Annotated in this window: 23 protein-coding genes and 1 tRNA gene; 9 read left to right on the forward strand and 15 right to left on the reverse strand. The window is 67.0% G+C overall.

Annotated features, from left to right (window positions below; all coding sequences use genetic code 11):
- Window positions 1-13: 13 nt before the first annotated feature.
- Together AB0L82_RS27130 and AB0L82_RS27135 are read left to right on the forward strand one after the other, a co-directional pair.
- Entirely contained in the window at window positions 14-1198 is a 1185-nt protein-coding gene (locus AB0L82_RS27130; protein WP_364642119.1) for a peptide synthetase, read from the forward strand.
- On the forward strand, window positions 1198-3333 hold the full coding sequence (locus AB0L82_RS27135; protein WP_364642122.1) for an MMPL family transporter: 2136 nt from the start codon (window positions 1198-1200) through the stop codon (window positions 3331-3333). The genes AB0L82_RS27130 and AB0L82_RS27135 overlap by 1 nt, the downstream gene beginning before the upstream one ends.
- A 24-nt stretch (window positions 3334-3357) precedes the next feature.
- Here the strand turns inward: AB0L82_RS27135 and rsmI are convergent, their stop codons facing one another.
- On the reverse strand, window positions 3358-4212 hold the full coding sequence (gene rsmI / locus AB0L82_RS27140; protein WP_364642125.1) for a 16S rRNA (cytidine(1402)-2'-O)-methyltransferase: 855 nt from the start codon (window positions 4210-4212) through the stop codon (window positions 3358-3360).
- A 158-nt stretch (window positions 4213-4370) separates the two neighbouring features.
- Here rsmI and AB0L82_RS27145 point away from each other — a divergent pair, with 158 nt between their 5' ends.
- Window positions 4371-5975 carry a phospholipid carrier-dependent glycosyltransferase gene (locus tag AB0L82_RS27145; RefSeq protein WP_364642128.1) on the forward strand — a complete coding sequence of 535 codons (1605 nt, stop codon included), beginning with the start codon at window positions 4371-4373 and terminating at the stop codon, window positions 5973-5975.
- A 50-nt stretch (window positions 5976-6025) separates the two neighbouring features.
- Here the strand turns inward: AB0L82_RS27145 and AB0L82_RS27150 are convergent, their stop codons facing one another.
- The gene (locus AB0L82_RS27150; protein WP_364642132.1) at window positions 6026-6394 is read right to left on the reverse strand and encodes a GntR family transcriptional regulator; all 369 of its coding nucleotides are present in this window, start codon (window positions 6392-6394) and stop codon (window positions 6026-6028) included.
- Window positions 6395-6400: 6 nt separating this feature from the next.
- Window positions 6401-7630 (reverse strand): arginine deiminase, encoded by a 1230-nt coding sequence (gene arcA, locus AB0L82_RS27155; RefSeq protein ID WP_364642135.1) that lies wholly within the window; start codon window positions 7628-7630, stop codon window positions 6401-6403.
- Between the two features lie 75 nt (window positions 7631-7705).
- Here arcA and soxR point away from each other — a divergent pair, with 75 nt between their 5' ends.
- A complete protein-coding gene (soxR, locus tag AB0L82_RS27160; RefSeq protein ID WP_364642138.1) occupies window positions 7706-8221 on the forward strand; it encodes a redox-sensitive transcriptional activator SoxR in 516 nt (171 codons plus the stop codon).
- A 60-nt stretch (window positions 8222-8281) separates the two neighbouring features.
- On the opposite strand, the gene AB0L82_RS27165 is transcribed toward soxR, so the two are convergent.
- From AB0L82_RS27165 to AB0L82_RS27195, 7 genes are all read right to left on the reverse strand, one after another.
- Window positions 8282-9229 carry an SDR family oxidoreductase gene (locus AB0L82_RS27165; RefSeq protein ID WP_364642141.1) on the reverse strand — a complete coding sequence of 316 codons (948 nt, stop codon included), beginning with the start codon at window positions 9227-9229 and terminating at the stop codon, window positions 8282-8284.
- An 88-nt stretch (window positions 9230-9317) separates the two neighbouring features.
- Window positions 9318-11183: a sensor domain-containing phosphodiesterase gene (locus tag AB0L82_RS27170; protein ID WP_364642144.1), complete on the reverse strand. Its 1866-nt coding sequence runs from the start codon at window positions 11181-11183 to the stop codon at window positions 9318-9320.
- 16 nt (window positions 11184-11199) lie between these two features.
- A complete protein-coding gene (locus AB0L82_RS27175; RefSeq protein ID WP_364642147.1) occupies window positions 11200-13425 on the reverse strand; it encodes an Rv1355c family protein in 2226 nt (741 codons plus the stop codon).
- Window positions 13422-14183: a hypothetical protein gene (locus tag AB0L82_RS27180; protein ID WP_364642150.1), complete on the reverse strand. Its 762-nt coding sequence runs from the start codon at window positions 14181-14183 to the stop codon at window positions 13422-13424. The genes AB0L82_RS27175 and AB0L82_RS27180 overlap by 4 nt, the downstream gene beginning before the upstream one ends.
- 253 nt (window positions 14184-14436) lie before the next feature.
- Window positions 14437-14868 (reverse strand): AraC family transcriptional regulator, encoded by a 432-nt coding sequence (locus AB0L82_RS27185; RefSeq protein ID WP_364642152.1) that lies wholly within the window; start codon window positions 14866-14868, stop codon window positions 14437-14439.
- On the reverse strand, window positions 14865-15308 hold the full coding sequence (locus AB0L82_RS27190; protein ID WP_364642155.1) for a GyrI-like domain-containing protein: 444 nt from the start codon (window positions 15306-15308) through the stop codon (window positions 14865-14867). Before AB0L82_RS27190 ends, AB0L82_RS27185 begins: the two co-directional genes overlap by 4 nt.
- 121 nt (window positions 15309-15429) lie before the next feature.
- The gene (locus AB0L82_RS27195) at window positions 15430-16092 is read right to left on the reverse strand and encodes a TRIC cation channel family protein (RefSeq protein WP_364642158.1); all 663 of its coding nucleotides are present in this window, start codon (window positions 16090-16092) and stop codon (window positions 15430-15432) included.
- 115 nt (window positions 16093-16207) lie between these two features.
- On the opposite strand from AB0L82_RS27195, the gene AB0L82_RS27200 reads away from it, so the two are divergent.
- On the forward strand, window positions 16208-16930 hold the full coding sequence (locus AB0L82_RS27200) for a uracil-DNA glycosylase (protein WP_364642161.1): 723 nt from the start codon (window positions 16208-16210) through the stop codon (window positions 16928-16930).
- Between the two features lie 43 nt (window positions 16931-16973).
- Entirely contained in the window at window positions 16974-17609 is a 636-nt protein-coding gene (locus tag AB0L82_RS27205) for a TetR/AcrR family transcriptional regulator (RefSeq protein WP_364642164.1), read from the forward strand.
- On the opposite strand, the gene AB0L82_RS27210 is transcribed toward AB0L82_RS27205, so the two are convergent.
- Window positions 17591-18529 carry a phosphotransferase gene (locus AB0L82_RS27210; RefSeq protein WP_364642166.1) on the reverse strand — a complete coding sequence of 313 codons (939 nt, stop codon included), beginning with the start codon at window positions 18527-18529 and terminating at the stop codon, window positions 17591-17593. The genes AB0L82_RS27205 and AB0L82_RS27210 overlap by 19 nt on opposite strands.
- Window positions 18530-18633: 104 nt before the next feature.
- Here AB0L82_RS27210 and AB0L82_RS27215 point away from each other — a divergent pair.
- Window positions 18634-18706 (forward strand) — tRNA-Ala (locus AB0L82_RS27215).
- A gap of 167 nt (window positions 18707-18873) precedes the next feature.
- The gene (locus AB0L82_RS27220; protein WP_364642169.1) at window positions 18874-19131 is read left to right on the forward strand and encodes a hypothetical protein; all 258 of its coding nucleotides are present in this window, start codon (window positions 18874-18876) and stop codon (window positions 19129-19131) included.
- A gap of 109 nt (window positions 19132-19240) precedes the next feature.
- Here the strand turns inward: AB0L82_RS27220 and AB0L82_RS27225 are convergent, their stop codons facing one another.
- The 3 genes from AB0L82_RS27225 to AB0L82_RS27235 all read right to left on the reverse strand — a co-directional run bounded on the left by AB0L82_RS27225 (window position 19241) and on the right by AB0L82_RS27235 (window position 22338).
- Entirely contained in the window at window positions 19241-20482 is a 1242-nt protein-coding gene (locus AB0L82_RS27225; RefSeq protein WP_364642172.1) for an amidohydrolase family protein, read from the reverse strand.
- Between the two features lie 278 nt (window positions 20483-20760).
- Window positions 20761-21684 (reverse strand): TauD/TfdA family dioxygenase, encoded by a 924-nt coding sequence (locus tag AB0L82_RS27230; RefSeq protein WP_364642175.1) that lies wholly within the window; start codon window positions 21682-21684, stop codon window positions 20761-20763.
- A 27-nt stretch (window positions 21685-21711) separates the two neighbouring features.
- Window positions 21712-22338 carry a TetR family transcriptional regulator gene (locus tag AB0L82_RS27235; protein ID WP_364642178.1) on the reverse strand — a complete coding sequence of 209 codons (627 nt, stop codon included), beginning with the start codon at window positions 22336-22338 and terminating at the stop codon, window positions 21712-21714.
- A 143-nt stretch (window positions 22339-22481) separates the two neighbouring features.
- Here AB0L82_RS27235 and AB0L82_RS27240 point away from each other — a divergent pair, with 143 nt between their 5' ends.
- Window positions 22482-23165, forward strand: coding sequence for a GNAT family protein (locus AB0L82_RS27240; RefSeq protein ID WP_364642181.1), 684 nt, complete (start codon window positions 22482-22484; stop codon window positions 23163-23165).
- Window position 23166: 1 nt separating this feature from the next.
- On the opposite strand, the gene AB0L82_RS27245 is transcribed toward AB0L82_RS27240, so the two are convergent.
- Complete coding sequence (locus AB0L82_RS27245) at window positions 23167-23601, reverse strand: Dabb family protein (RefSeq protein ID WP_364642183.1); 435 nt, start codon at window positions 23599-23601, stop codon at window positions 23167-23169.
- Window positions 23602-23663 lie beyond the last annotated feature (62 nt).

Here is a 23663-nt window from a genome sequence, read left to right on the forward strand (position 1 = left end):
AAAGAGGCAGGTAATGAGCACCTTCCGGCGGCCCATCTCCCCCACCGAGTTCATGTACTTCCCGATGCGGGAGCTGGCGCCGCCGTTCCTCATGCAGCTGGCCATCGAAGGCGTCGGCAGTATCGACGCCGAACAGCTGCGGCGCGCGGTAACCATTGCCGCCGAGGCGAATCCGGGCGCACGACTGGTCCGGGAGGGCAAGTTCTGGGTGGACAGCGGGGTCGCCCCCGCCGTGCGCGTGGTGGACCACGCGCTGCAATACCCCGCGCTGGAAGCGGATCCGGTGCTCACCAGCCCGATCGGGCCGACGCCGGAGTCCACGGTGGAGATCCTGCTGCTCACCGCCGCGCCGACCACGCTGGTATTCCGGGTGTTCCACGGCGTCATGGACGGTATGGGCATGGTCATGTGGGCCACCGATGTGCTGCGGGTGCTGCGCGGACAGGAACCGGTCGGCGCGCCGGATCCCATCGCCGATGACGAACTGGAGCGCAAGGTCGGCGCACCCGGGCGTCCGGCGCTCATGCTGCCGCGCTTCCGCTCCGCGCTGGGCACCGGACGGCAGGATCCGGGACAGCCGCGGCATCTGTTGCGCCACCGCACCATCAATGCCACCGGACCGGGCGCGATGGTGCGCGTCGCCGCGATTCTGGCCGATGAGGGCGGGCCGCTCTCGCGCATCATGATCCCGGTGGATCTGCGCCGCCACGATCCCGAACTGCGCTCCACCGCGAACCTGGCGCTGCCACTGTTCCTCGATGCCCGGCCGGGCGTCGATTGGAAACAGCTCAACGCGGAGAAGAAGATCGGCCTCCAGGAACGCCGCGAACTCAATCAAATGCAGGCCGCACGGCTGTCGAATCTGCCGCAGGCCCCCGGCCGCGTCCTGCTGCGCTCGCTGAACTGGACCGGTGCGCGCCTGGGCCGGAACCTGGCCTCGGCCACCGTCTCCCATATGGGCCGCTACGACTTCGACGCACTGGCGGTCCCCGGTTTCACACCCACCTCCGTCCGGGTGCTGCCCCAGCACAGCGTCGCCATGCCGCTGCTCATGGGCCTCACCGAAGGCGGCGGCCGCACCGAACTCACCGTGTCCGCGCGCAGCGGCCGGGGCATTCCCGAACGCCTGGACGCCCTGCTCGACCGCATCGTCAACACCCTCGAAAAAGAACTCGCGCCAACGGATCCGACCGCATGATGACCGCGTGGGCTCGGGTCGTGGTCGCACGGCCGAAGACCGTGCTGGCGGTCGCGGTACTGTTCGCGCTCGCATGCGGGCTGTTCGCCACCGGGCTGGCGCAAAAGGTCAGTGCCGCGGGGTATTCCGATCCTGGTAGTGAGTCCAGCGCGGTCGACCAGTGGGTGCACGATCAGCTGGGGCCGCAGAATCCGGATATCGTCGCGATCTACACCGCGCCGGAAGGGCAAACGCTGGCCGATATCGGGCCGCGGGTGCTGGATGCGATCAAGAAGGTGGATCCGGCGCTGTTGGATCGGCCGGTCGAAAGCTATTGGAACAGTTCGCGATCGCAATATATGCGGTCGGCCGACGGACGATCGGCGGTGGCCGTGGTGTTCGCGTCCGGCGATGAGAATCATCGGATCGCGGTGTATCCCGAAGTGGCCGAAGCACTCAAGGTGCCAGGCGTCGAAACGCGGATGTCCGGCTACAGCGCGCTGGCGCAGACCATCAGCGATCAGTCCCGGCACGATTTGATTGTGGCCGAATCGATTTCGATTCCGCTCACCGCGCTGGTGCTGGTGCTGGTGTTCGGCGGCGTGGTTGCCGCCTCGCTGCCGGTGATCGTGGGCAGTCTCGCCGTGATCGGCGCGCTCGGCGCGGTCGGGATCATCGCGCAATTCACCGAGGTGAGCGTGTTCGCCATGAACGTGGTGTCACTGCTCGGACTCGGATTGGCCATCGACTACGGGCTTTTCGTGGTCAGCCGGTTCCGCGAGGAACTCGCCCGGGGCAGCTCGACCGAGGCCGCCGTCGCCCGCGCGCTCGATACCGCGGGCCGCACCGTGCTGTTCTCCGCCGTCCTGCTCATGTGCGCGTTCGCGGGCACCTTCGTCTTCCCGCAGGCCGTACTGCGCTCACTGGGCTTCGGCTCGATCGCGGCGGTCGGCCTGGCGGCGCTGCTGTCGATCACCGCACTGCCCGCCGCGCTCGCCCTGCTCGGTCCCCGGATCGGCAAATGGAGTTGGCGCGCGGACGCTTTCGAGCGTTCCGAGGAACGCGCACAGCGCTTCTGGGGCCGGGTCGTCACCGCCGTCATGCGCCGCCCGGGCGCGGTCGCCATCGCCGTCGGCGCACTGCTGCTGGTGCTGGCCGCTCCGCTCACCGGCGTCCGGCTCGGCGATATCGACCACACCGCATTGCCCGCGGGCAATGCGACCCGCGCCACCGTCGACGAATTGGCGGCGCGCTTCCCGGCCGCGAACAGCGGGGCCACCGTGCTGGTGCGCGAATCCGATGGCGGCGCACCGACTTCCACGGCCGTCACCACGGCGCTGCGTGAGCTCGGGGCCGTTCCCGGCGTCAAACAGGTGCTGCAACTCGACACCAAGGACAACACCGCCATCCTGCACGCGGTACTGACCGCGCCGGACCGCTCCCCCGCCGCCCAGGAAATCGTGCACGACCTGCGCGATGTACGCATCGACGGTGTGACCCTGGAGGTCGGCGGTCAGAGCGCCGCCACCGCCGACAGCGTCACCGCGGTACTGCACAACCTGCCGCTCATGCTCATCGTCATGGTGCTGGCCACCCTGCTCATGCTGGGCTTGGCCTTCCGCTCCCTGGTGCTTCCGCTCAAGGCGGTCATCATGGCATTCCTCAGCCTGGCAGCCACTTTCGGCATCCTCACCTGGATCTTCGACAAGGGGCATCTGGCCGGACTGCTGGGCGTGAGCGTCGGCCCGGTCTCGGCCAGCATGATGGTGCTGATCATCGCCGTGGTCTTCGGCCTGTCCACCGATTACGAGGTATTCCTGCTCTCGCGCATGGTCGAAGCGCATGAGGCGGGCGCGGACACCGAGGAGGCGGTGCGCACCGGAACCGTGCAGACCGCGCGCGTGATCACCGCCGCCGCAGCGCTTCTCGTGCTGATCACCGGTGCGTTCACGCTCTCCCCGCTGACGCCGATGCGCTTCCTCGGCCTCGGCATGGTGATCGCGTTGATCATCGACGCCACCCTGGTGCGCATGCTGCTGGTTCCGGCACTGGTCAAACTCATGGGACCGGCGAACTGGTGGACGCCGTTCCGGCCGCGCCAGATCGCCGCGACCGTGCGCGAAAATAGCACCGAGGCAAAGGTTTCGGTGGAATAGGCGGAGTGGAGTACGCGCAGTGGACTATTCGGCGGCGCGGGCGGCCAGCACCGCGTCGTACAGTTCGCGGCGCGAGACTCCACTGGTGGAGGCCACCTCCGCACAGGCGTCCTTGAGACGCAGACCGGCGGCCGCCAAACCCTCCACCCGCTCGACGAGATCGGCGGGATCGGCCGAAACCTTGTGCGAGCCTTCGAGAACCACGGTGATCTCACCTCGCGCGCCCTCGACCGCCCAGGCCGCCAGCTCGCCGAGGGGGCCGCGCACCACTTCCTCATAGGTCTTGGTGAGTTCACGGCAGACCGCGGCGCGACGGTCGGGACCGAGGATCTCCACGGCATCGGCCAGGCAGTCCGCGAGCCGGTGCGGGGCCTCGAAGAACGCCACCGCGCGCGGTTCGGTCGCCAGGGTGCGGAACCACTCCTTGCGCTGCCCGGACTTACGCGGTGCGAAACCGTCGAAGCAGAAGCGCTCCACCGGCAGCCCGGACAGTGCCAGTGCCGTGGTCACGGCGGACGGGCCGGGCAGACAGGTAATGGGCAGTTTGTGCTCGACGCAGGCGGCGACCATGCGATAGCCCGGATCGCTCACCGATGGCATCCCCGCATCGGTGACCAGCAACACGGTGCGCCCGGCCTCGATCTCCTCCAGCAGCATGGGGATTCGCGCGGTCTCGACGTGATCGTAGAAACTCACCACCCGCCCGGTGATCTCCACGCCCAGGGCCTTGGCCAGCGACCGGGTCCGCCGGGTGTCCTCGGCGGCCACGATATCCGCCGAGCCCAGCGCATCGCGCAAGCGCTGCGAGGCATCGCCGATATCGCCCATCGGGGTGGCCGCGAGCACCAATCGTCCGCCCGAGGTCGGCTCGCCGCTCATCCCACTCCTGTTCGTCGCCACACTCCCCCTCGGCCCGGACCAGCGATCCGGCATCGGTGCCAGCATACGGGCGGCCGCACCCCGACTCTCCGCCCCGACCGGGCCCCGGGTCCGACCGGGGCGGGAGTTTCGGGGCGGCACCGCATAACATCGGGTGCGTGACCCAGGTGACCGACGCGCGACCGCCAGCTGTAGAGGCGGGGGTGGCGCTGTCCAGTCCGGCGCCACTGCGACCCTCACCGGATTTCGGGCCCACCGACTGGGCGCGCGGCTGGGTGGTGACACTGTTCCTGACGGCGGTGGCCGGGCTGACGCGCTTCATCCAACTGGGCTACCCGACCGAGGGGCATACGCCGGTCTTCGACGAGAAGCATTACGCGCCACAGGCCTGGCAGGCCCTCACCAACGGCGGCGTCGAGGACAATCCCGGCTACGGGCTGGTGGTGCACCCGCCGGTCGGCAAGCAGATGATCGCGATCGGCGAAGCCATCTTCGGCTATTCGCCGTGGGGGTGGCGGTTCATGGCCGCCGTCTCGGGAACCCTGCTGGTGCTCTTGGTGATTCGGATAACCCGGCGGATGGCGCGGTCCACGCTGATCGGCGCGTTCGCGGGCATTCTGCTGATCGCCGACGGACTCACCTTCGTCTCCTCCCGACTCGGGATGCTCGATATCTTCCAGGCGCTGTTCGTGGTCGCCGCGTTCGGCTGCCTCATCGTGGACCGCGACGAGATGCGGGCGCGCATGGCATTGGTGGCCGCCGAAGGCCGACTCGACGACAGCGAATTCGGGCCGCGCTTCGGGGTGCGGTGGTGGCGATTCGGCGCGGGCATCCTGCTCGGGCTCGCCTGCGGAACCAAATGGTCCGGAGCGTATTTCGTGGTCGCGTTCGCGGCATTGAGCCTCGGCTTCGATCTCGCGGCGCGGCGCGGATACCGGGTGCGGCGGCCGTGGGCGGGCACCGCGGTGCGCGATCTCGGGCCGACCGCGTGGGCGCTCGGGGTGGTGCCGGTGTTCGTGTACCTGGCCAGCTTCTGGGCCTGGTTCGCGGCCGAGACCAGCTACGACCGGTACGCGGTCGGGGTGCGGGTCGGGCGCGGCGGCGACTTCTCCTGGGTGCCGGACGCCCTGCGCTCGCTCTGGTACTACGGCGGTGAGGTGCTCACCTTCCACGAGGGGCTCACCAATTCGGCGGGCAATCATCACCCCTGGGAATCCAAGCCGTGGACCTGGCCGATGGGGCTGCGGCCCATGCTCTACTACTACTCCGACAGCAGCAGCGGGGACTGCGGGCAGAACCAGTGCGTGAAGGCGGTCATGCTGATCGGCACGCCCGCCATCTGGTGGCTGGCGCTACCGGTCTTCGGCTGGGCGATCTGGCGCAGCTTCGTCCGTCGCGACTGGCGGTACGCGGCGGTGCTGGTCGCCTACGGCGCGGGACTGCTGCCCTGGTTCCTGCAGCTGGATCGGCAGATGTACTACTTCTACGCGGTACCGCTCGCGCCGTTCCTGATGATGGCGGTGGCGCTGGTGCTCGGCGATGTGCTCGGGCACGCGCCCGCGATAGGCAGACGGCTGTCCGGGCAACCGGATTGGCAGCATCTCGCCCCGCCGAGTGAACGGCAGGGGCTCGGCCTGATGTTGGTCTGCCTCTACCTCGCGCTGGTGATCGCCAACTTCATCTGGCTGTGGCCGATTCTCACGGGCGCGCCCATCACCCCGGGCAGCTGGCACGACCACCTCTGGCTGCCCAGCTGGAGGTAGGGCAGAACGTGGGGGCTTCGCCCCCACACCCCCGAGCTCCGGGTTCGAGTTCAGGTTCGGGTTTCGCCCAGCGCCGCGCGTAAGTAGCGGACCGCGGCTTCGTCGTCCAAGCCGAGGCGGCGGATGACCGCTACGTATTCCGTTGCGGCGCGGCCCGCTACGTCCCGGGTGGGGTCGCCGGAGGAGGCGATGAAGGAGCCGAGGCGGCCTCGGGTTTCCAGGACGCCGTCCTGTTCGAGTTCGCGGTAGGCGCGGGCGACGGTGTTGGGGGCGAGTTTGAGTTGGGCGGCCAGGGCTCGGACGGTGGGGATCTTGGTCCCGGCGGCCAGTTCACCGGAGCGCACCCGCGCCACGATGCCCTGCCTCAGCTGTTCGTACGGCGGCACCGTCGAATGATGGTCAACCGGGATGTCCAGCATGGCTTTTCACACCTCGTCACGCGACAGCGGGCAGGACAGGCAGCGCGGACCGCCTCGGCCGGAACCCAATTCGGAACCGGGGATGGGTAGCACCTCGATTCCGGCGTCGACGAGCCGCGCATTGGTCATCTCATTGCGTTCGTAGGCGACGACCACACCGGGCGCGAGCGCGAGGGTGTTGTTGCCGTCATCCCACTGCTCCCGTTCGGCCGCGACACCGTCCAGGCCGGTGTCGATGACCCGCAGTTCCCCGATGCCCATGGCCTTGGCGGCCGCGGGCAGGAACGGATCCGGACCGGACATGGTCACCGTGCCGTCCACTTCTTTGCGAATGGTGAACGCGCACAACGAATCCTGCATATTCGGATACATCACCATGGCATCGGTGTCGACCATCGTGCACACCGTGTCCAAATGCATGGTGGCGCGAGTCTGCGCGATCGGCACCGCCAGCACCGTATGCGCGAGATCGTCCTCGAAGAGGCTGCGCGCCAACGCTTCCGCGCCCGCCGGGGTGGTGCGCTCACCGACACCTACCGCCACCACGCCCTTGGCGAGCAGCAGCACATCACCGCCCTCGATGGGCGCGGTATGCGATTCGTACGCCCGCCGCACCCCGAGGAAGCGCGGATGGAAGGCGTAGATGAGATCGGTCAGCGAGGTCTCGCGCGCCCGCGCGGGCAAGGCCAGCGAGGTGATCGCGACCCGCGAACCGACCCAGAACGAGGAATCCCTGGTGAAGAGCAGATTCGGCAGCGGATCGATGACGAAATCGTGCCCGTGATGCATGCGCACCACCAGCGAGGTGTGATCCGGCCCGAACGGCAGTTCGTCGAAGGTCATACCCGCCATCAGAATCTGCGCCAGCTCCGGCGCGGGCACCGTGCGCAGGTACGCGGCCAGCTCATCGGCGAGCGCGTGGCCGAGCCGGCGCGCGTCCACCGCACCGGAGATGCCCTGTATCCGCGCCGCCCCGCTCACCCCGATGGTTTCGGTGAGCAGATCCGACAGCAGCAACACCTCCACCCCGCGCTCGCGCAACACTCCGGCGAAGAGGTCATGCTCCTGCTGCGCCCGCTCCACCCACGGGATGGCGTCGAAGAGCAGCTGATCATTGTTGCGCGGGGTCAACCGGCGCAGTTCGTCACCCGGCCGGTGCAGCAGCACCGTGCGCAATGCGCCGACTTCCGAGGTGACGGAGAACGGTCGCGCCGGTGGCGCAGCCTTGATTCCCATATCCTGACGGTAGTTCCCCGCGGCAAAGAAGGCATGCAATTCGCGCCGGGTAAAAACCTCGACTAACCTTCAGGTATGCAGACCGCGTCCTGGCAGGCGAAGGAACTGACGCCGGGCCAGCTGGCACAACGCGCCGGAGTTACGGTGTCCGCCTTGCACTTCTACGAACGTGAGGGCTTGATCACAGCCCGCCGAACCAGCGGCAACCAACGCCGCTACCCCCGGGAAACCCTGCGCCGAGTGGCCTTCATCCGCATCTCACAGCGTGTCGGAATTCCCCTCGGCGAAATCCGCCAGGCCCTGGACAACCTCCCCGACGGCCGCAACCCCACCCGCCGCGACTGGGAAGCCCTGTCCACGGCGTGGCGATCCGACCTGGACGAGCGCATAGAACAGCTGATTCGCCTGCGCGACAGCCTCACCGGCTGCATCGGCTGCGGCTGCCTGTCCCTGGGCACGTGCAAGATCGTCAACGCCCACGACCACCTCGGCGACGAGGGCCCGGGCGCGCGCGTCCTGGACGTGCACGCCGCCGAGAACTGCACGAAGCCGGAGCAGGGCTGCTCGCTGCCCCTCGCCGAGACCTCTTGAGCGCCTAGCCTTCCCGTCCCGTCATCCCGGCATGCATTTTTCCCGGGATGACGAGGGGCCTCAGACCTCGGGACGGACTCGTTCCGGCGCTACCGCATCTACACCGGCGTCCACCTCGGCCTGCGCCGCAGTCTTGGCCGGCGGCAACTGGCGCTGCTCACGGGGCAGGAACGTGGTGAACAGGGCGTTGGCGCGGCGCATGGCGAATTCGTACGGCCAGGCGAATTTGCGGACCCACCAGTAGCCGAAGCGGATGTCGAACTGGGTGTGGATGAGGTAGCGGCCCTTCTCCACCCCGCGCAGGATGGAATCGGCGACCTGCTCCGGCTTCTTGGCGTGCCGCCGGAATCGCTTGATCCAGGCCTGGATTCGCGGATCGTCGCGATCCACGCCGATCACGTCGACGCTCTGCACCAGCGGCGTATCCACCGCGCCCGGCACCACCAGGTGCACCGAGATGTCATGCCGTTCCAGATCGAACCGCAGTACTTCGGACACCCCGCGCAAGCCGAACTTGCTGGCGCTGTACGCGGCATGCCACGGGAAGGCCATCAGCCCGGCGGCCGAGGACACGTTCACCAGCGCGCCGCCGCGCCCGGCCGCGATCATGGGCGGCACGAAGTTCTCGATGACGTGGATGGGGCCCATCAGATTCACATCCACCAGGCGCTTCCAGTGTTTGTGCTCGAGGTTCTCCACGGTGCCCCAGGTGGAGATGCCCGCGACGTTCATGACCACGTCGAGCGAGCCGACCTGATCGTGCACCTTGCCCGCGAAGGCGGTGACGGCGTCGTAATCGCTGACATCCATGGCCTGGGCATAGTCGACCACCCCGCCCGCGGCGCGGATCTCGTCGACCGTCGCGGCGAGGCCGTCGGAGTTCACATCGGTGAGCACCAGGCGCGCGCCCTTGCGGGCAGCGGCCAGCGCGGTGGCCCGCCCGATTCCGCTGGCGGCTCCGGTGATCAGGGTCTTCCTGCTACTGAAGGTTCGCACGCCGGTCCACATCCCTTTGATTGCCCCGTTTGTCCACCGAACCTACTACGCGCTCAAACTCCATCGCGAACAATGCAACCCCCCAATCAGCCCCATACTTCTAGGGGGTTACAGACCGGCCGGTACCGGGTAGGTCCAGGTCGAGGGCTATCCGCCCCGCTGCCAGATGAGTTTCCACCTCTTCGGCGGGCATCGGCCGCGCGATCAGAAATCCTTGTGCGCGATAACAACCCAGTGCCACCAGGGTACGCGCCGCGACGGTCGTCTCCACGCCCTCGCCGACCACCCCCAGGCCGAACGAACCGGCAAGTCCCACAATGGATTTCACGATCGCGAGATCATCCGCACTGGCGCCCAGGCGCTGTACGAAACCGCGGTCGATCTTCACCGCGTCCACCGGCAGCGCTTTGAGATGCGACAAAGACGAATACCCGGTGCCGAAATCGTCGATGGCGATCTGCACGCCCATCCGCTTGAGCCCGCGCAAGGTCACCTGCGTGCGAGCCAGATCCTGCACCACCACGTGCTCGGTGATCTCCAGGCACACCGAGGACCCGTCGATGCCGAAGCGCCGCAGAATCCCCTCCATGGTCTCCACGAAATCCAGGCTCACCAACTGCACCGGGGACACATTGATCCGGATCACCACGCTCGACGCCAAACCGCGCCGCCGCCACTGCGCGAACTGCTCGCACGCCGAGCGAATCACCCAGCGACCCAGCTCACCCGCGAGATTGGTGGCCTCCGCGACGCCGACGAACGCGCCCGGGGGCAGCAAACCGCGCGTGGGATGCTGCCAGCGCACCAGCGCCTCCAGGGCGACCACGCGCCCGGTGCGCAGATCCACCTCCGGCTGATAGTGCAGCAGCAGCGAACCATCCGAGACCGCACCGCGCAGATTCAGCTCCACATCGTCCTGGAGTTCGAACTGCGCGCGCATGGCATCGGTGAACACGGCCACGCCATTGCCGCCGCTCGACTTGGCCGACAACAGTGCGTGATCGGCGCGGCGCAGCACGTCCGCGACCGTGGTCTCACCCGGAATGCCCACCGCCACACCGACACTCGCGCCGCGGCTGACCGTCTCACCGCCGACGGTGACCCGGCGCGCGATGAGCTGCTGAATCCGGGTCGCCTCCAGATCGGCGGCGCTGGCGTCCATCGGCTTGGCCGGGATGATGACGAATTCGTCGCCGCCGAGCCGCGCGATCACATCATTGGGATCGAGGTGATCGCGCAATCGCGTCGCCAGCGTCCGAATGAAGTTGTCCCCCGCGGTATGCCCGAGGAAGTCATTGAGCGCCTTGAGCCGATCCAGATCCAGGAAGAACGCCGCCACCGGACCCGGACTACCCGCCCGCAGCCGCTCCTCCATATGTTCGAGCAGCGCGCGCCGATTGGCCAAACCGGTCAGATCATCGTGCATGGCGATATAGCGCAGCCGCTCCTCCGCCACCACGCGCGCCTGCAACTGGGCGAAGAGCGCGGCAATCGCCTTGAGCACGTTCAACTCTCGGGTACTCCACTCGCGATCGCCCTCTTTGACGAAACCAAGCACCCCGGTGGACTCCCCGCGCGACACCAGCGGCACCGCCGCCATCGACACGGTCGGAATACCCGAGGACAGATGAATCGTGTGCTGATAGTCCGCGTGCTCCGGAATCGGGCGCACGATGAGCGGTTCGGTGGCGTTCTCCAGCTTGGCGAACACCGAATCCGCGCGATCGAAGTAGGTGACCCGCAACGGATCCGGCTGAATGGTGACCTGCCGGCGCGGCCACTCCGCGATCAGCACCGAGGCGCGGCGCTCCCGATCGGTATGGCGCAGATAGCTGAAGTCGACGTCGAAATGATCGACGAGCCAGGACAGCACCCGCTCACTCGCCGCCACCATCGTGGTGGCGTCGACACCCATCAACTCGGAGGCAACCTGGGTCACCAGTGAGTCGAGCGTCTGCCGAGGCACCTTGTCTCCGATCCCATCAGCGGGTTTCCGCACCCGGTATCGGAAGCCGCCGGCTCCTCGCCGTGACCTCCGCCGCATAGCTCAGGCGAAGTACCAACGCCACGGTCTCGTGCTCGGGCACTCCCAACAGGTCCAGGAAACGGCCTTGAAGTGACGTTAGTGTATCGGCGAACTCCGGGGAAACCGTGTTCAGATCCTCGGTCTGTCGGGCATAGAGGAACACCGGGGACACCGGATGCACCGCCAGCCCGTGCCGCTGCGCCTCGATCCAGACCCGCTGCAGGGTCTCCCCGGCGCGGGCGTAGGCGGCCAATTCCCCGGGGTCGCCGACGGGTGGGGCGGTGAAGGTGACCGCGGCGAGCACCGAGGCGGACAGCACCCGGTCCCGGGTGTAGTCACCGAGCGCGATACCGCCGTTCCAATCCCGAATGCGGTCCATGATGTCGGCGCGTCCGCCGATATCGAGCTTGGCGCCTTCGTCCGCGGCCAGTTCCATCGTGCGCAGATCCAGGCCGGTGCGCAGATCCAGCGGCTTGTTCCCGACCGGGCGGCGCAGTTCGGAGAACATCTCCGCGTGCAGCGCCGGGGTCAGATAGCGGGCCTGATCGGAGGCGGCCAGCAGGGTAGCGGCGGTCTCGAGATCCGCCGCGCCGGTGATCCAGCGCAGGCCGCCGTCCGCCTTGGCGGCGGTCACCGCCAGGGCTTCCAGGATGGCCGGGTCGACGGGTTCGCCGGTGCCGAAATTGCGATTGGTGACGCGTTCGAGCAGATCGGGATAGTCGCGCGCCAATTCCGGCTCGCTCCAATCACTCAGCTGCAATACCGCGGTCAACGGCGCGCCGCGGCGGGCCGAACCGCTGAGCCGGCCGCCCGGGCCGCTGAGGCGTCCGCTCGCGGGTCGGCTGTATTGCCCGTCGGTGTACAGATCGGCCTCGCCGAGGACACCGCGCGCGGCCGCGGCCGCGCGGGCGTTGTACAGCGCCGCGCCGACGGCGAGCGCGCTGCCGCGATAGCCGATATCCATGCCGGAACTGCGCCGCACATCGAGTTCGATGACGATGGTGGAGTTCTCGGCGCGCAGCGACCAGGGCTGCACATTGCCGCCCGACGGGGCCGATTGCGCCGCGGCCAGTACCGCTTCGGCATCGGTGCGCGGTGCGGTCGCGGGCGCGGGATCGGCGGGCCAGATGAACTCTTCGACCGGTTCGGGTTCGGCCACGGCGTCCAGCGCGGTGCTCAGATCGACGCGGGTGCGGCCGGAGGCGAGGTCGACGCCGAGGCCGATGCGACGCACGGCGGCGGCCACGGTCGCGCCGCCGAGCTGGACGTCACCGGCGAGCTGCGGCCAGCTGTCCAGGGTCTGATCGATTTCCACCAGGCTGGCGGCGAAACGATCGGAGAGGCCGTGCGCGTCCAGGATTCGGACCACGTAGGGCGCCTTCTCGCGGGTGGTCAGGCCGCGTAGGTCGGCGCGCGTGGCCCCGCCTAGTAGGCCGTGGAAGGGCTCCCGATCCGGTTCCAGGTCATAGCGTTCGATATCGAGCAGGCCGCGATCGCTGGTTTCCATGAGCAGCGGAATGCGATGGCGTTTGGCGGCCTCGCGCACGGCGAGTTTGATATCGAGGGAGTCGCACTCCTCCACCACCAGGGTGAGGTCCGCGAAGAAGTCGTCGACGTTGTCGTCGGTGAGTCCGGCGGTGAAGATCTCCACCGGTAGGTAGGGGTCGATCTCGGCAATCCGGCGGGCGGTGACGACGGCCTTGTTGACGCCGATATCGAAGAGCGAGCCGGGAATCCGATTGAGGTTGGCCAGTTCGATGGTGTCGAAATCGGCGAGCTTTATCCGGCCGCAGCTGCCTTCCATGGCGAGGGTGTGTGCGATGGCATGCCCGACGCTCTGTCCGACCACCCCAATTGTCTGGTTTGTCAGCTTTTCTTGTTCGGTTCGTGTCAGTTTGTTGCGGTTCCGGTCCAGCCGGACGATGCGCAGCAATTCCGGTCCCGGCAATGCCACAGCGGCCTTGCGCCACGGATAATAAATCCAGCGATCCGATTCCGGCCCCTCGGATAATTCCGGCGGTGCCACCAGATCATCGAATTCCGCGCGCAGCAAATTCCGTAAATCGGTGAATTCGATACCGGCTTCGGCGCGCAATTCGGAAATCCGGCGCGCATCCTCCGGATCGGATTCATCGAGAAACAGCGGTCGATATTCCGCGGCCGCGGTATTGTCGGAATTCATTGTCTGGCGCGTCCTCCGGTGCCGGTCAGGTCGGCCGGCTCGGCGCCGTCACCGTCCGCGAGAGCGATTTGTTCCGCATCGATCAAGGTCAACTGCGATTCCGCGGCGACCGATCGATAACTCCGCATATCCCACCAGAGCGGGACGGTGCGATAGCGATCATCGGGAAACGGCACCGCGGGAATCCACCAGTCCGAGCGCGCGCCACTGCTGCGGTAGCCCTCCGCGGCATGCTCGCCGGCGGTAACGAAGCCGTAGCGGGCGCCCAGCAGGGTGGTCACGTGGACGACGCAGCGATCCAGGGCCGCGCCCAGCGCGCGGCGCTGTGAGCGGTCCAAACCCCGGTCCGCCCACACGGCTTTCACCTCGACGACACCCTCCGGTATCCGGTCGGCAACCCGTTTGCGCAAGGCCGATTCACCGGGCCGTCCGGCCCAGGCGCGCAATGCGTTGACCTCGTCCACATGGGAGTACGGGCCCTGCACCCGCATACCGGCGACCACATCCCCGAATGGATCGATCGCGGCCACGAACAGCGCGCTGGAGTGACCATTCACGGTTTTGTCGTATTCGAGCGCCGGATCCACGCCGTACCGCCGATAAGCGCGCAGCGCACCCGTGATGTTGCGGCGCCACAGGCCCGGATGTGCCTGCGGCGTGCCGACCCAGAAGGTGCACCCCGACGACGCATCCCGGAATCGCAGTAAGTCGTCATCAGCCGAATCCGACGGGACGACTGCGACCACTTCCACAGCCATACAGTTCCTACTCCGTTGCTGCGCGGGTTTCCGCGCGACTACCGAGCCCCCGTCCGATACGGTCATGTATCAACCGGGCCCGGTACAGGCACCTAGGGGAGTATCCGCCAGCCGTGAGAAATTGTCCAGGCGTCCGGCAAATCTCCCGAAACCCGAATGGACGTCTAGAAATCACCCCTGGTCAAACCATTGCTATCAGTCATGAAACACAACCACAAGACCGGTTGGTTCTCATTTAGCTAACGATCAGCAATCAGATCAGGATGGAGATGAAAAGCTCCAGTTCCGACGGCCCGGACCAGATCTCGATCTCCTCGCGGTAGGCCCGCGTGATCTCCGCCGAAGCGGTCGCGTCGTCGACCTGAGCCCACACATCTTCCGCGGGATCGTGATAATCCCCATTCGGCTCGAAGCGCGCGTAGACGCCCTTGGGCACCCGGATCAGCACATCGCCGACGGGCGCGTCATAGGGCGAGGAGTACTCGTACGAGACGAGCACGTTGTAGTTGCCGGCCGGATCGGGCACGTACACCGTGGCCAGCGGTTTCTCATCGCCGCGATCACGCAGCCGGTCGCGCAGGAACTCGATGAGCTCACTATTGGAAACCTTGAAACTGGGCCGCACCCGCGGCACCACGAGACCGCCATAGACGCCGCCCTGGCGCACCACGATCGAATAGGTCATGAGGCCTCTACCGCCAGGTACAGCTCGATCTTGTACGCGTGCGGATAGCACTCGAAATCGCCGCTGTGCGTGCGCTGAATCTGATTGTGTTCCTCGGCGTATGCGATCTGCGTCCAGAGATCGGTCATCACCTGGGGGAAGCTGCCGACCGCGGAGAATCTGGCGTACGTCCCGCGCGGCAGCCGGGCCACGATATGGCCGCGGGTGACCTCGTCGAAGGACTCGCACTGATAGCCGACGATCTGGGTGTTGAAAGTGCCCAGTTCGGGCGAGAAGTCGGTGTACGCGGCCGCGAGCGGGCCCCCGAGTTCCTGATGCAGGACGGCGGCCCAGGCCACCTCGAGATCATGGTCGCGCAGCTCCCCGAGAGCACGTTTGGGGCTGCGAACCGGCAGCCCTGCGACCCACGTCTCGTCCCGCTCGACGATCTCAAACTGCATTGGTAGGAACTCTCTCTGGGTGTGATGCACAGCCCGCTGGCCAACCTTCGCCATGCTATCAACCATGTTCGGCGCGCCCGGGCAACACGACTACGCCCGCAGTGCGCCGCGCCCGGTTCGGCTAGAGGGATTCGCGGCGGCGATGCGAGCGGGCCAGCGGTGCGCGCCAGTGCCGCCAGAGCGCGAGGAAGCGCAGGGCCACCGCGCCCGCACCCGCCAAACCGCCCGTCCAGTAGGTGTATTCGCCGTAGTGCAGGAGCGCGGCGGTGACGGCCGAGCCCAGCAACGCGGGCACCGCGTAGAGCTCACCGTCACTCAGCACGCTGGGTGTGATTCCGGCCAGCACATCCCGCACGACGCCGCCACCGACCGCGGTGACCACACCGAGCGCGGCGGCGGAGGTGGCCGAGAGTCCGTGCTGGAAGGCGGTGACGGTGCCGGTGACGCAGAAGATGCCGAGTCCGATACCGTCCGCGAGCAGCAGCGGGGTGCGGATCAGCCGGTTCGGCGGATGCCAGAAGAAGATCACCGCGGCGGCCAGCAGCGCCGCGGCCGCGTACCGCAGCGTGACGAAGGCGGTGGGCGGTATCTCGCCGATGATCAGATCGCGCATGATGCCGCCGCCGGTGGCGGTGCACACCGCGAGCACCGCGATGCCGACGACATCGAAGTTGCGGCGCACCGCGAGCAGCGCACCCGAAACGCCGAATGCGAACACGCCCACCATATTTCCGACCTTCTGGGCCGTACCGACGGCGTTGCCGAGCTCGACGAGATCACTCATTGGGGCCGGTTCCCTTCACGGTCGCAAACACTCGGCTATCGAGGCACTGTATGCCGCGCCGCCACGCCGCGCCGACGCGCCCCGCTCGTGCGGGGGATGTGGTTGAGTCACCCTGGTGTGCCGCACAATTGCTGAACTGGACGCGCAGCTCACAGGGTGTAGAGCCTGCCCGCGACTGGTCGCCTGGCGCGAACAGGTCGCCCATGACAAGCGGGCGGCCTTCCGTGACGAAAATTACTGGGGCAAACCGGTTCCCGGCCTCGGCCCCGACGACGCCCGCGTCCTCATCATCGGCTTGGCCCCGGCCGCGCACGGCGGCAATAGAACCGGCCGCATGTTCACCGGTGACCGCGCCGGCGACTTCCTGATAGCCGCCATGTACGCGGCGGGCCTGACCAACCAGCCCACCAGCACCCACCCCGGAGATGGCCTGCGCCTCATCGACTCCCGCATGACGGCCCCCGTCCACTGCGCACCGCCCGACAACAAACCCCTCCCGTCGGAACGCGACAACTGCCGCCGCTGGCTCACCGAAGAATTAACCCTGCTCTCCCCAACTCTTCGCTCGATCGTCGTCCTCGGCGGCTGGGGCTGGCAGGCCCTGCTCCCCGCCCTGGCCGAATCCGGCTGGCCCATACCGAAACCCAAACCCCGCTTCACCCACGCCGCCCACTACGAACTATCCCCATCCATCCCCAACCGCTCCCCCCTCCACCTCTTCGGCAGCTACCACCCCAGCCAGCAGAACACCTTCACCGGCCGCCTCACCCCACCCATGCTCGAAGCCGTCCTCACCGCCGCCGCCCGCGCCGCCGGGTTGGAACCGCCTCCGGCCTGATGGGAAATCGCGGCCATCGCTCGCGGCCGGATACGATTCGGGCGTGAGCAGGGCCGATGGGGATGCGGGGAGTGTGGAGGCGCAGCCGGTGAAGCGGCGGCGGGTGCAGACGCGGGCGCGGTTGCTGGATGCGGCGTTCGAGGCGTTCGCGGAGGACGGGCTGGGGCGGTGCACGGTCGAATCGATTTGTGAGCGGGCCGGGTTCACGCGGGGGGCGTTCTATTCGAATTTCACATCGCTGGAGGAGTTGTTCCTGGCCATGTGGGAGCAGCGGTCGGCGGCGATGCTGGCCGAGGTGTCGGCGGTGCTGGAGAGTGATGCGGTCATTCCGGATCAGCGGGCCGCGGTCGAGTTCGTGTTGAGTGCGGTTCCGGTGGATGACAAGTGGTTTCGGATCACCTCGGAGTTCACCGCGCACGCGCTGCGCAATCCGCCGCTGCGCCGGTTGATGGTGGCGCGCGAGGAGTCGATCAGCGCGGCATTGGCTCCGGTGCTGCTGCGGCTGCTGGCGCGTGCGGGGCGCACGGTGACGGATTCGGTGGGGTTGGGCCGGGCGTTGATCGCCGTGCACGACGGCACCATGGCCCAGTGTCTGCTGGAGCCGGACAGTGCGGCGGTGCGGGAATACCGGGTCGATCTTTTTATGCGGGTGCTGGAGTCCTATACCGAACCGGCGTGATACCCGAACCGCGCCAACATTGAACGCACTTGTTTCACACTCACGTCCCGGAATTCGGGCATGCCGCGTTCGATCGCGTAGAGGACATCGATGGCGGCATCGGCGACCGCCCAGAAATCGAGTTTCCCGATCAGCTGTTCGTCCAGCGGCCGGCCACGCCAGTGCTGTACGCGCCGAACGAATTCCGGGCCCGCGTCCGGCCACAGATAGCTGAGGTCATAGTCGGGGTCACCGATCTGCACATCCCCGAAGTCGATGACGCCGGTGATCCGGTTCCCCGTCACGAGCAGATGATCGAGACTCACATCGCCGTGCATCAGCACCGGTGAATACTCGAAGTTCCGTTCCTCGCCCAGATACTTCTCCCAGCGCGCCGCCAACTCCGGTCCGTCCGCGGCGGGCAGCAATGGAATCACCTGCGCCCGAATCAGTTCCAGACGTGCCGCGAATTCCGCCCGCATATCCCGCTCCGGGACCCCGAACTCCCGGGCCCGATCCGCCGGAAACGCGTGCACGCCTTCGATGAATTCGGCGATGGTCCGCGCGACCGTCTCATCGTCGAGCATCCCGCGCGCCAGCCACTCGCGTTCGGGCAGCACCTCCCCCGGCACCACCCGATACACACAGCACTCCCCCGGCCCGAGCGGATTGGGCGCGGTGAACTCATACCGGGGCACCGCGAGCCGCAGCGAACCCGCCAACTCCGCCAGCAACCGCCCTTCGCGCGCAACCCCCTCGGCCCCGTCCGCATCCTTCGGCAGTCGCACCACATAGGCGTCACCCACAAGTACGGCCACATTCTCCTGCCCCTCCCCCAGCACCCGCATCCCCCACCCCGCCATCTCCGCCCGCCCGGCCCCCGCGAGCATCCCCCGAACCCGCCCCTCCCAATCAGCCACCAGGTCCGAATGCGCACTCATATCCACCCCCACACCCTACAAAACCACCCCTAACCAGCCGATTCGTCGACTCCCCACCCCACCTGCTAAAGTTTTCCACCGCAGGCCGGTAACGGTCAGCGGCTGGGGCTATAGCGCAGTTGGTAGCGCGTCTCGTTCGCATCGAGAAGGTCAGGGGTTCGATTCCCCTTAGCTCCACAACCGGTCGGAAGCCCGTGATCTCCTTGGAGATCACGGGCTTCCGTCGTTTCGGCTACCACGACGGCTTCGGCTCTGTCCCACCCCAATTCGCGGGTCTCCCCATACTTCCCCACGGCTAGTTAAATAGATGTATTCCACATTGCCAGGCCCGCCGAGGAGACCACATGCACGCTCGTCCGCTCACCGCTACCGCGGCCATCGCCGCATCCGCTCTCGCGATACTCATCGGACCCGCGATCGCGGCCGCGGACACCTCGACCGGCGAGCAGATCAATCAGCCCAGCACGTGCACCGGACCCAACGGCCAGGAAACCTCCATGATCCTCGGCTCCTCCTGCTCGGAAGTGAACTTCCTGAGCCCACTGCTCAATGCAGGCAGCTCCGGCCTGAACAGCGCCAGCTCCCACCACCGGGAGGGATAGGCGGTCAGCCCGTGGCGTGGCGGGGCCGGCCACGGAATCGCGGTTGCACAGGGTGATCGAAAAGCTTTCCCGCACAGAGACTTCCCGCGATATCGCGCGAACATCCCTCTCAGGCAGCGCCTTTCACCAGTTTCCCGGACTTCCACACCCGAGTGATGTGCCGCGGGTCGGCGAGAGCGCCGATATCGGCGAGCGGATCGATGTCCAGGGTGAGAATGTCGGCGTCGTACCCGGCCCGCAGTTGCCCGGAGAGCGGGGCCTGCGGGCCGAGGGTGAGTGGGGCGGTCGCGGTGGCGGCTTCGATGGCTTGGGCGGGGGTGAGGCCGGTGCGGACCATCAGTTCGAGTTCGATACCGTTGCGGCCCCAGCCATTCGGGGTGTCGATGCCGGAGAGCGCGATATCGGTGCCGCAGGCGATGGTGACGCCGTGCTGGTGCGCCAGTGCGATCGCCTCGGCGTGCCGGTCGCGGCTGGCGCGGAGTTTCGCGAGGGCGTAGGGCGGCACCGACTCGGGGGTGGAGAGAAGTTCGGAGAGGATGGTCAGGGTGGGCACCAGGATGGCGCCGGTTTCCTTCATCGCCGCGCAGGCTTCGTCGTCGAGGTAGGTGCCGTGCTCGATGGTGAGCACGCCCGCCTCCAGCGCCGCCATGATCGCGGGTTTGCCGTGGCAGTGTGCCGCCACCGCGCGTTCGGCCAGTCCGGCGACTTCGACGATGGTGCGTAATTCGTCGGTGGTGAACTGCTGGTGCATCGGGTGATCGACTTCGGAGAACGCACCGCCCGAGGCGCACACCTTGATGAGTTTCGCGTTGCGCCGCAACTGTTCTCGTACCGCGCGCATACATTCGGCGGTGCCGTCGCACAGTCGCAGTTCGCCGCCGTGATGCCCGAAATGCGAGACCCAGTCCAGCGGTAGCGCGTGCAGATCGCCGTGCCCGCCGGTAGTGGAGAGGATGGCTCCCGCGGCGTAGATGGCGGGACCGGGCAGCGTGCCCTCCGCGATGATCGGCGCGAGATGAATGCCGACGCCGCCGACCTCGCGCACGGAGGTGAATCCCGCGTCGAGTGCGGCGCGCAGATCGGCGGTGGCGCGGGCGGTGCGGACCGCGGGCGGTTCCATGGGCAGTTTCGCGAGATCCATTGCGGTGATACCGAGAAAGTGCCCGTGGCAGTCCCACATACCGGGCATGACCGTGCGCGCGGTGATCGTCGTCGCCCCCGGGGTGGGCGGCGCGTCGGCGGCGGGTCCGGCGTAGCCGATGGTTGACCCGGACGTGATGACGACTCCGCCGGGGATGGCCGGACCGCTGCCGGGGATCAGGGTGCCTGCGTCGATTCGGTAGGTGGTCATGGTGTCCCCAGGATGACGCATGACGGTCGGTATGCCGCGAAAATCAGGCACCTGTCGCACGGGTTCCCGCGAGATTTAGGTTTCTAAGAGTTAACCAAATCACTTGATACAAGATCTCGAGAAGAGGAGAACCCGCGATTCGGATCTTCAGAGCGGCGTATATGAGCAAATGCCACATCCGCTCATACGGTAACGATGAATTAGCTTATCCGCACACAGTTTTCATGGAGTGCACACCCGCGTCTCGGGTCCGCACTCCAGCCCGCACGACCGGACGACTAGCGGTAGGGCCGATCGCCGAGGATGGCGGCGCGTTCCATCACCCGCCGATTCGGGAAGTAGTCGTTGACCGCGTAATGCTGCGTGGCCCGGTTGTCCCAGAACGCGATAGACCCTGCGGCCCAATGGAATCGGACCTGGTACTCGGGAATCCGGGCCTGCTGGAACAACTGTCGCAGCAGTTCCTCCCCCTCGGCCGCGTCCAGTCCGACGATATGGGTGGTGAACACCGCGTTCACGAACAGCGTCTTGCGCCCGGTCCGCGGGTGCGTGCGCACCACCGGGTGTGCGACGGGCGGGAATTCGGCCTGGCGACGGGCGAGTTCGTCGGCCGAGAGGAACTGCCCGAACGGCAGCGTGAAGTCGTGGATCGCGTCCAGCCCGTCGATCCGCGCCTTGAGCTCATCGGACAGATTGTCGTACGCCGCGGCCATATCCGCGAACATGGTGTCACCACCGGCAGCAGGCACCTCCAGCGCGCGCAGCACAGAGCCGAGCGCCGGCCGCTCCCGCCAGGTGACATCGGTATGCCAGGCGTTCTCGACGCCCGGGTTCTCCGCATCCTTGGCGAAGCGGACAATCTCGGGCACCTCACCCTGCGGCAGGAACGGGTGGATTTCCAGCTCACCCCACAGTCGCGCGAAATCGCGATGCTGTGTGCCGGTGAGGTTCTGGTCGCGGAAGAACAGCACCTTCCACTCCAGCAGCGCGCGATCGAGTTCGGCGAACAGTTCCGGGGTGACGGGCTCGCGCAGGTCGATGCCGGAGATCTCCGCGCCGATCAGATTGGTCTGCGGGGTGAGGGTGAACAACTCGTACGGCGCGCTTTCCGCACCGCCGGGCAGTCGATGCAGCGTGCGCGGCCCGGCAGCCAGGGAGCGGCCGGTCAACATCTCGCCGAGGGTGGCGTAGGCGGCAGTCATGGTGGATCCTTATTCCGTTGGGTGACTTCAGTTTTGGGGTGGCCACGGGGCCGTGAGGATGGCGGTGGCGGCGTCGACCAGCACGTCGAGTCCGAGATCGCTGAGATGTTCGGGCGGCTCGGGCTCCTGCAACCGCCGTTCCCGATCCGCCAGCGCGGTGACCACGAGCATGGCGACCAATCGCATGCGCTCGTCGAAGACCTCGCGCGCCAGGCCGTCGAATTTGGCCGCGAGCGCCGCGACCACCAGCCGCACACTCTCGGCCTCGGGTCGCCGCATGGTGTTGATGACCGGATCGAACTGTGGCCGCCACAGGGTTTCGGCGATGAAGCGCAGATACCAGCTGGGTTCGCCCGCGCGCTCGGGATCATGCAGGGTGGCGGCCAGCGGTTCGACCAGCGCCCGCACCAGTTCGGTGACCGTTCCCGTCTCCCCGAGCGCGTCCAGGCGCGCCAGCCGTTGCGCGTTCACGGTGGTCATGCGCCACACGTACACCGCCTCGACCAGCGCGTCCTTACTGCCGTAGTGGTACGCGACCGCCGAGGTATTGCGCTGTCCCGCGGCGACGGCGATCTGCCGCAGCGATACCGACTCGATGCCGAACTCGGCGAAGAGCCGTTCCGCCGCGGCGAGGATCTGGTCTTTTGCCGCCATACACCCAAGTTAACGCAGTTGCGTTAATTCACACCCCAATTGATTCACCCGGATCTTTATTCACCGCGGGGCCGACGCGCCGGTGTTGTGATCTTGTCGCCGGACAGCCTGACTCGGCCGTGCGATGCGGCATCATTCGCGAGGTGAATCGCTTTCAGCCGCTTCCCGATCCCCGACCGGATGATGCGCCCTGGCCGGACATGATCTGGCCGGTCCCGGACGACACCGAACTCATCGGCGAGGTAGTGCGATTGACACCGATCGATCCGGCCGAGGACGCGGCGGAATTGTTCACCGCACTGGATCACGACAGGGTGTGGGCGCATATTCCGGGCCGTCCCGCCGACGCGGCACAGTTCGAAGACACACTGCGCCAGCGTGATTCGAGTGATGACTGGCAACTGTGGACGGTGCGCGCCCAGCGGCCGATCGGTGATCGACCGGCCGGTGCGATCGTGGGTGTCACGTCCTACCTGGACGCACATCAGCATGATGCCTGGCTGGAGATCGGATTCACCGTCTACACACCGTCGGTGTGGGGCACCGCGGTCAACCCGGCCGCCAAACTACTGCTCCTCGACTACGCCTTCGACACCCTCCACACCGGACGGGTCCAGCTCAAAACCGATGTCCGCAACCATCGCTCGCAACAGGCGATAGCCCGCCTCGGCGCGAGTTACGAAGGGACACTTCGCCGTCAGTTCCGCCGCGGCGACGGCAGCGTCCGCGATACGGCCATGTTCTCGATCATCGCCGAGGACTGGCCGGATGTCCGCGAACGCCTCACCGCCCGACTGCCGAGCGAATCACCTACCGCGCGTAGCTGATTCAGACCGCGATATTGACGCGCACCTCGGGGATGGAGCTCATCAGCGCCGCCCACTCCGGGTACAGCTCGAGTTTGCGCTGATTGGCCGCCATGATCTTGGCCCCGAGTTCGGGGTCCGGATCATCCGTGGTCTCGGGTCCGATCGCCAGCGCGGCCAGATGCGGAATGATCTCCGGATCGCCCGCCAGATGCACCGGATCGTGCATGTACCGCTCCAGCGCGTCGAGGTCGGACCAGGCCACGCACAGTGCGTGCGTATAACCGTCGGACGGGGTCCCGAGGTGTCGGCCGACCGTCGAGAAGGCGACGGACTCGACCGCGGCGGTGGCACGCATCAGTTCCAGTACCCGAGCCTGCTGCGCTTCGCCGGTTTCATCACGGAAACGGAATCGGAGCTGGTGAACGATCACATCTACCTCACTTTTTGAACTCATCGGTTCAATCTTGTGCACCTGAGGGTAGATCGCACGGATTGAACCCGCAAGTTCAAAATTGT

The sequence above is a fragment of the Nocardia sp. NPDC052001 genome (genome assembly GCF_040680615.1).
Classification (GTDB): domain Bacteria; phylum Actinomycetota; class Actinomycetes; order Mycobacteriales; family Mycobacteriaceae; genus Nocardia.

Excerpts from the sequence above, each read along its gene's own strand:
- AB0L82_RS27130 (WP_364642119.1), top strand. The coding sequence starts at position 14 with ATGAGCACCTTCCGGCGGCCCATCTCCCCCACCGAGTTCATGTACTTC.
- AB0L82_RS27135 (WP_364642122.1), top strand. The coding sequence starts at position 1,198 with ATGACCGCGTGGGCTCGGGTCGTGGTCGCACGGCCGAAGACCGTGCTG.
- rsmI (WP_364642125.1), bottom strand. The coding sequence starts at position 4,212 with ATGAGCGGCGAGCCGACCTCGGGCGGACGATTGGTGCTCGCGGCCACC.
- AB0L82_RS27150 (WP_364642132.1), bottom strand. The coding sequence starts at position 6,394 with ATGCTGGACATCCCGGTTGACCATCATTCGACGGTGCCGCCGTACGAA.
- arcA (WP_364642135.1), bottom strand. The coding sequence starts at position 7,630 with ATGGGAATCAAGGCTGCGCCACCGGCGCGACCGTTCTCCGTCACCTCG.
- soxR (WP_364642138.1), top strand. The coding sequence starts at position 7,706 with ATGCAGACCGCGTCCTGGCAGGCGAAGGAACTGACGCCGGGCCAGCTG.
- AB0L82_RS27165 (WP_364642141.1), bottom strand. The coding sequence starts at position 9,229 with ATGTGGACCGGCGTGCGAACCTTCAGTAGCAGGAAGACCCTGATCACC.
- AB0L82_RS27175 (WP_364642147.1), bottom strand. The coding sequence starts at position 13,425 with ATGAATTCCGACAATACCGCGGCCGCGGAATATCGACCGCTGTTTCTC.
- AB0L82_RS27180 (WP_364642150.1), bottom strand. The coding sequence starts at position 14,183 with ATGGCTGTGGAAGTGGTCGCAGTCGTCCCGTCGGATTCGGCTGATGAC.
- AB0L82_RS27185 (WP_364642152.1), bottom strand. The coding sequence starts at position 14,868 with ATGACCTATTCGATCGTGGTGCGCCAGGGCGGCGTCTATGGCGGTCTC.
- AB0L82_RS27190 (WP_364642155.1), bottom strand. The coding sequence starts at position 15,308 with ATGCAGTTTGAGATCGTCGAGCGGGACGAGACGTGGGTCGCAGGGCTG.
- AB0L82_RS27195 (WP_364642158.1), bottom strand. The coding sequence starts at position 16,092 with ATGAGTGATCTCGTCGAGCTCGGCAACGCCGTCGGTACGGCCCAGAAG.
- AB0L82_RS27210 (WP_364642166.1), bottom strand. The coding sequence starts at position 18,529 with ATGAGTGCGCATTCGGACCTGGTGGCTGATTGGGAGGGGCGGGTTCGG.
- AB0L82_RS27220 (WP_364642169.1), top strand. The coding sequence starts at position 18,874 with ATGCACGCTCGTCCGCTCACCGCTACCGCGGCCATCGCCGCATCCGCT.
- AB0L82_RS27225 (WP_364642172.1), bottom strand. The coding sequence starts at position 20,482 with ATGACCACCTACCGAATCGACGCAGGCACCCTGATCCCCGGCAGCGGT.
- AB0L82_RS27230 (WP_364642175.1), bottom strand. The coding sequence starts at position 21,684 with ATGACTGCCGCCTACGCCACCCTCGGCGAGATGTTGACCGGCCGCTCC.
- AB0L82_RS27235 (WP_364642178.1), bottom strand. The coding sequence starts at position 22,338 with ATGGCGGCAAAAGACCAGATCCTCGCCGCGGCGGAACGGCTCTTCGCC.
- AB0L82_RS27245 (WP_364642183.1), bottom strand. The coding sequence starts at position 23,601 with ATGAGTTCAAAAAGTGAGGTAGATGTGATCGTTCACCAGCTCCGATTC.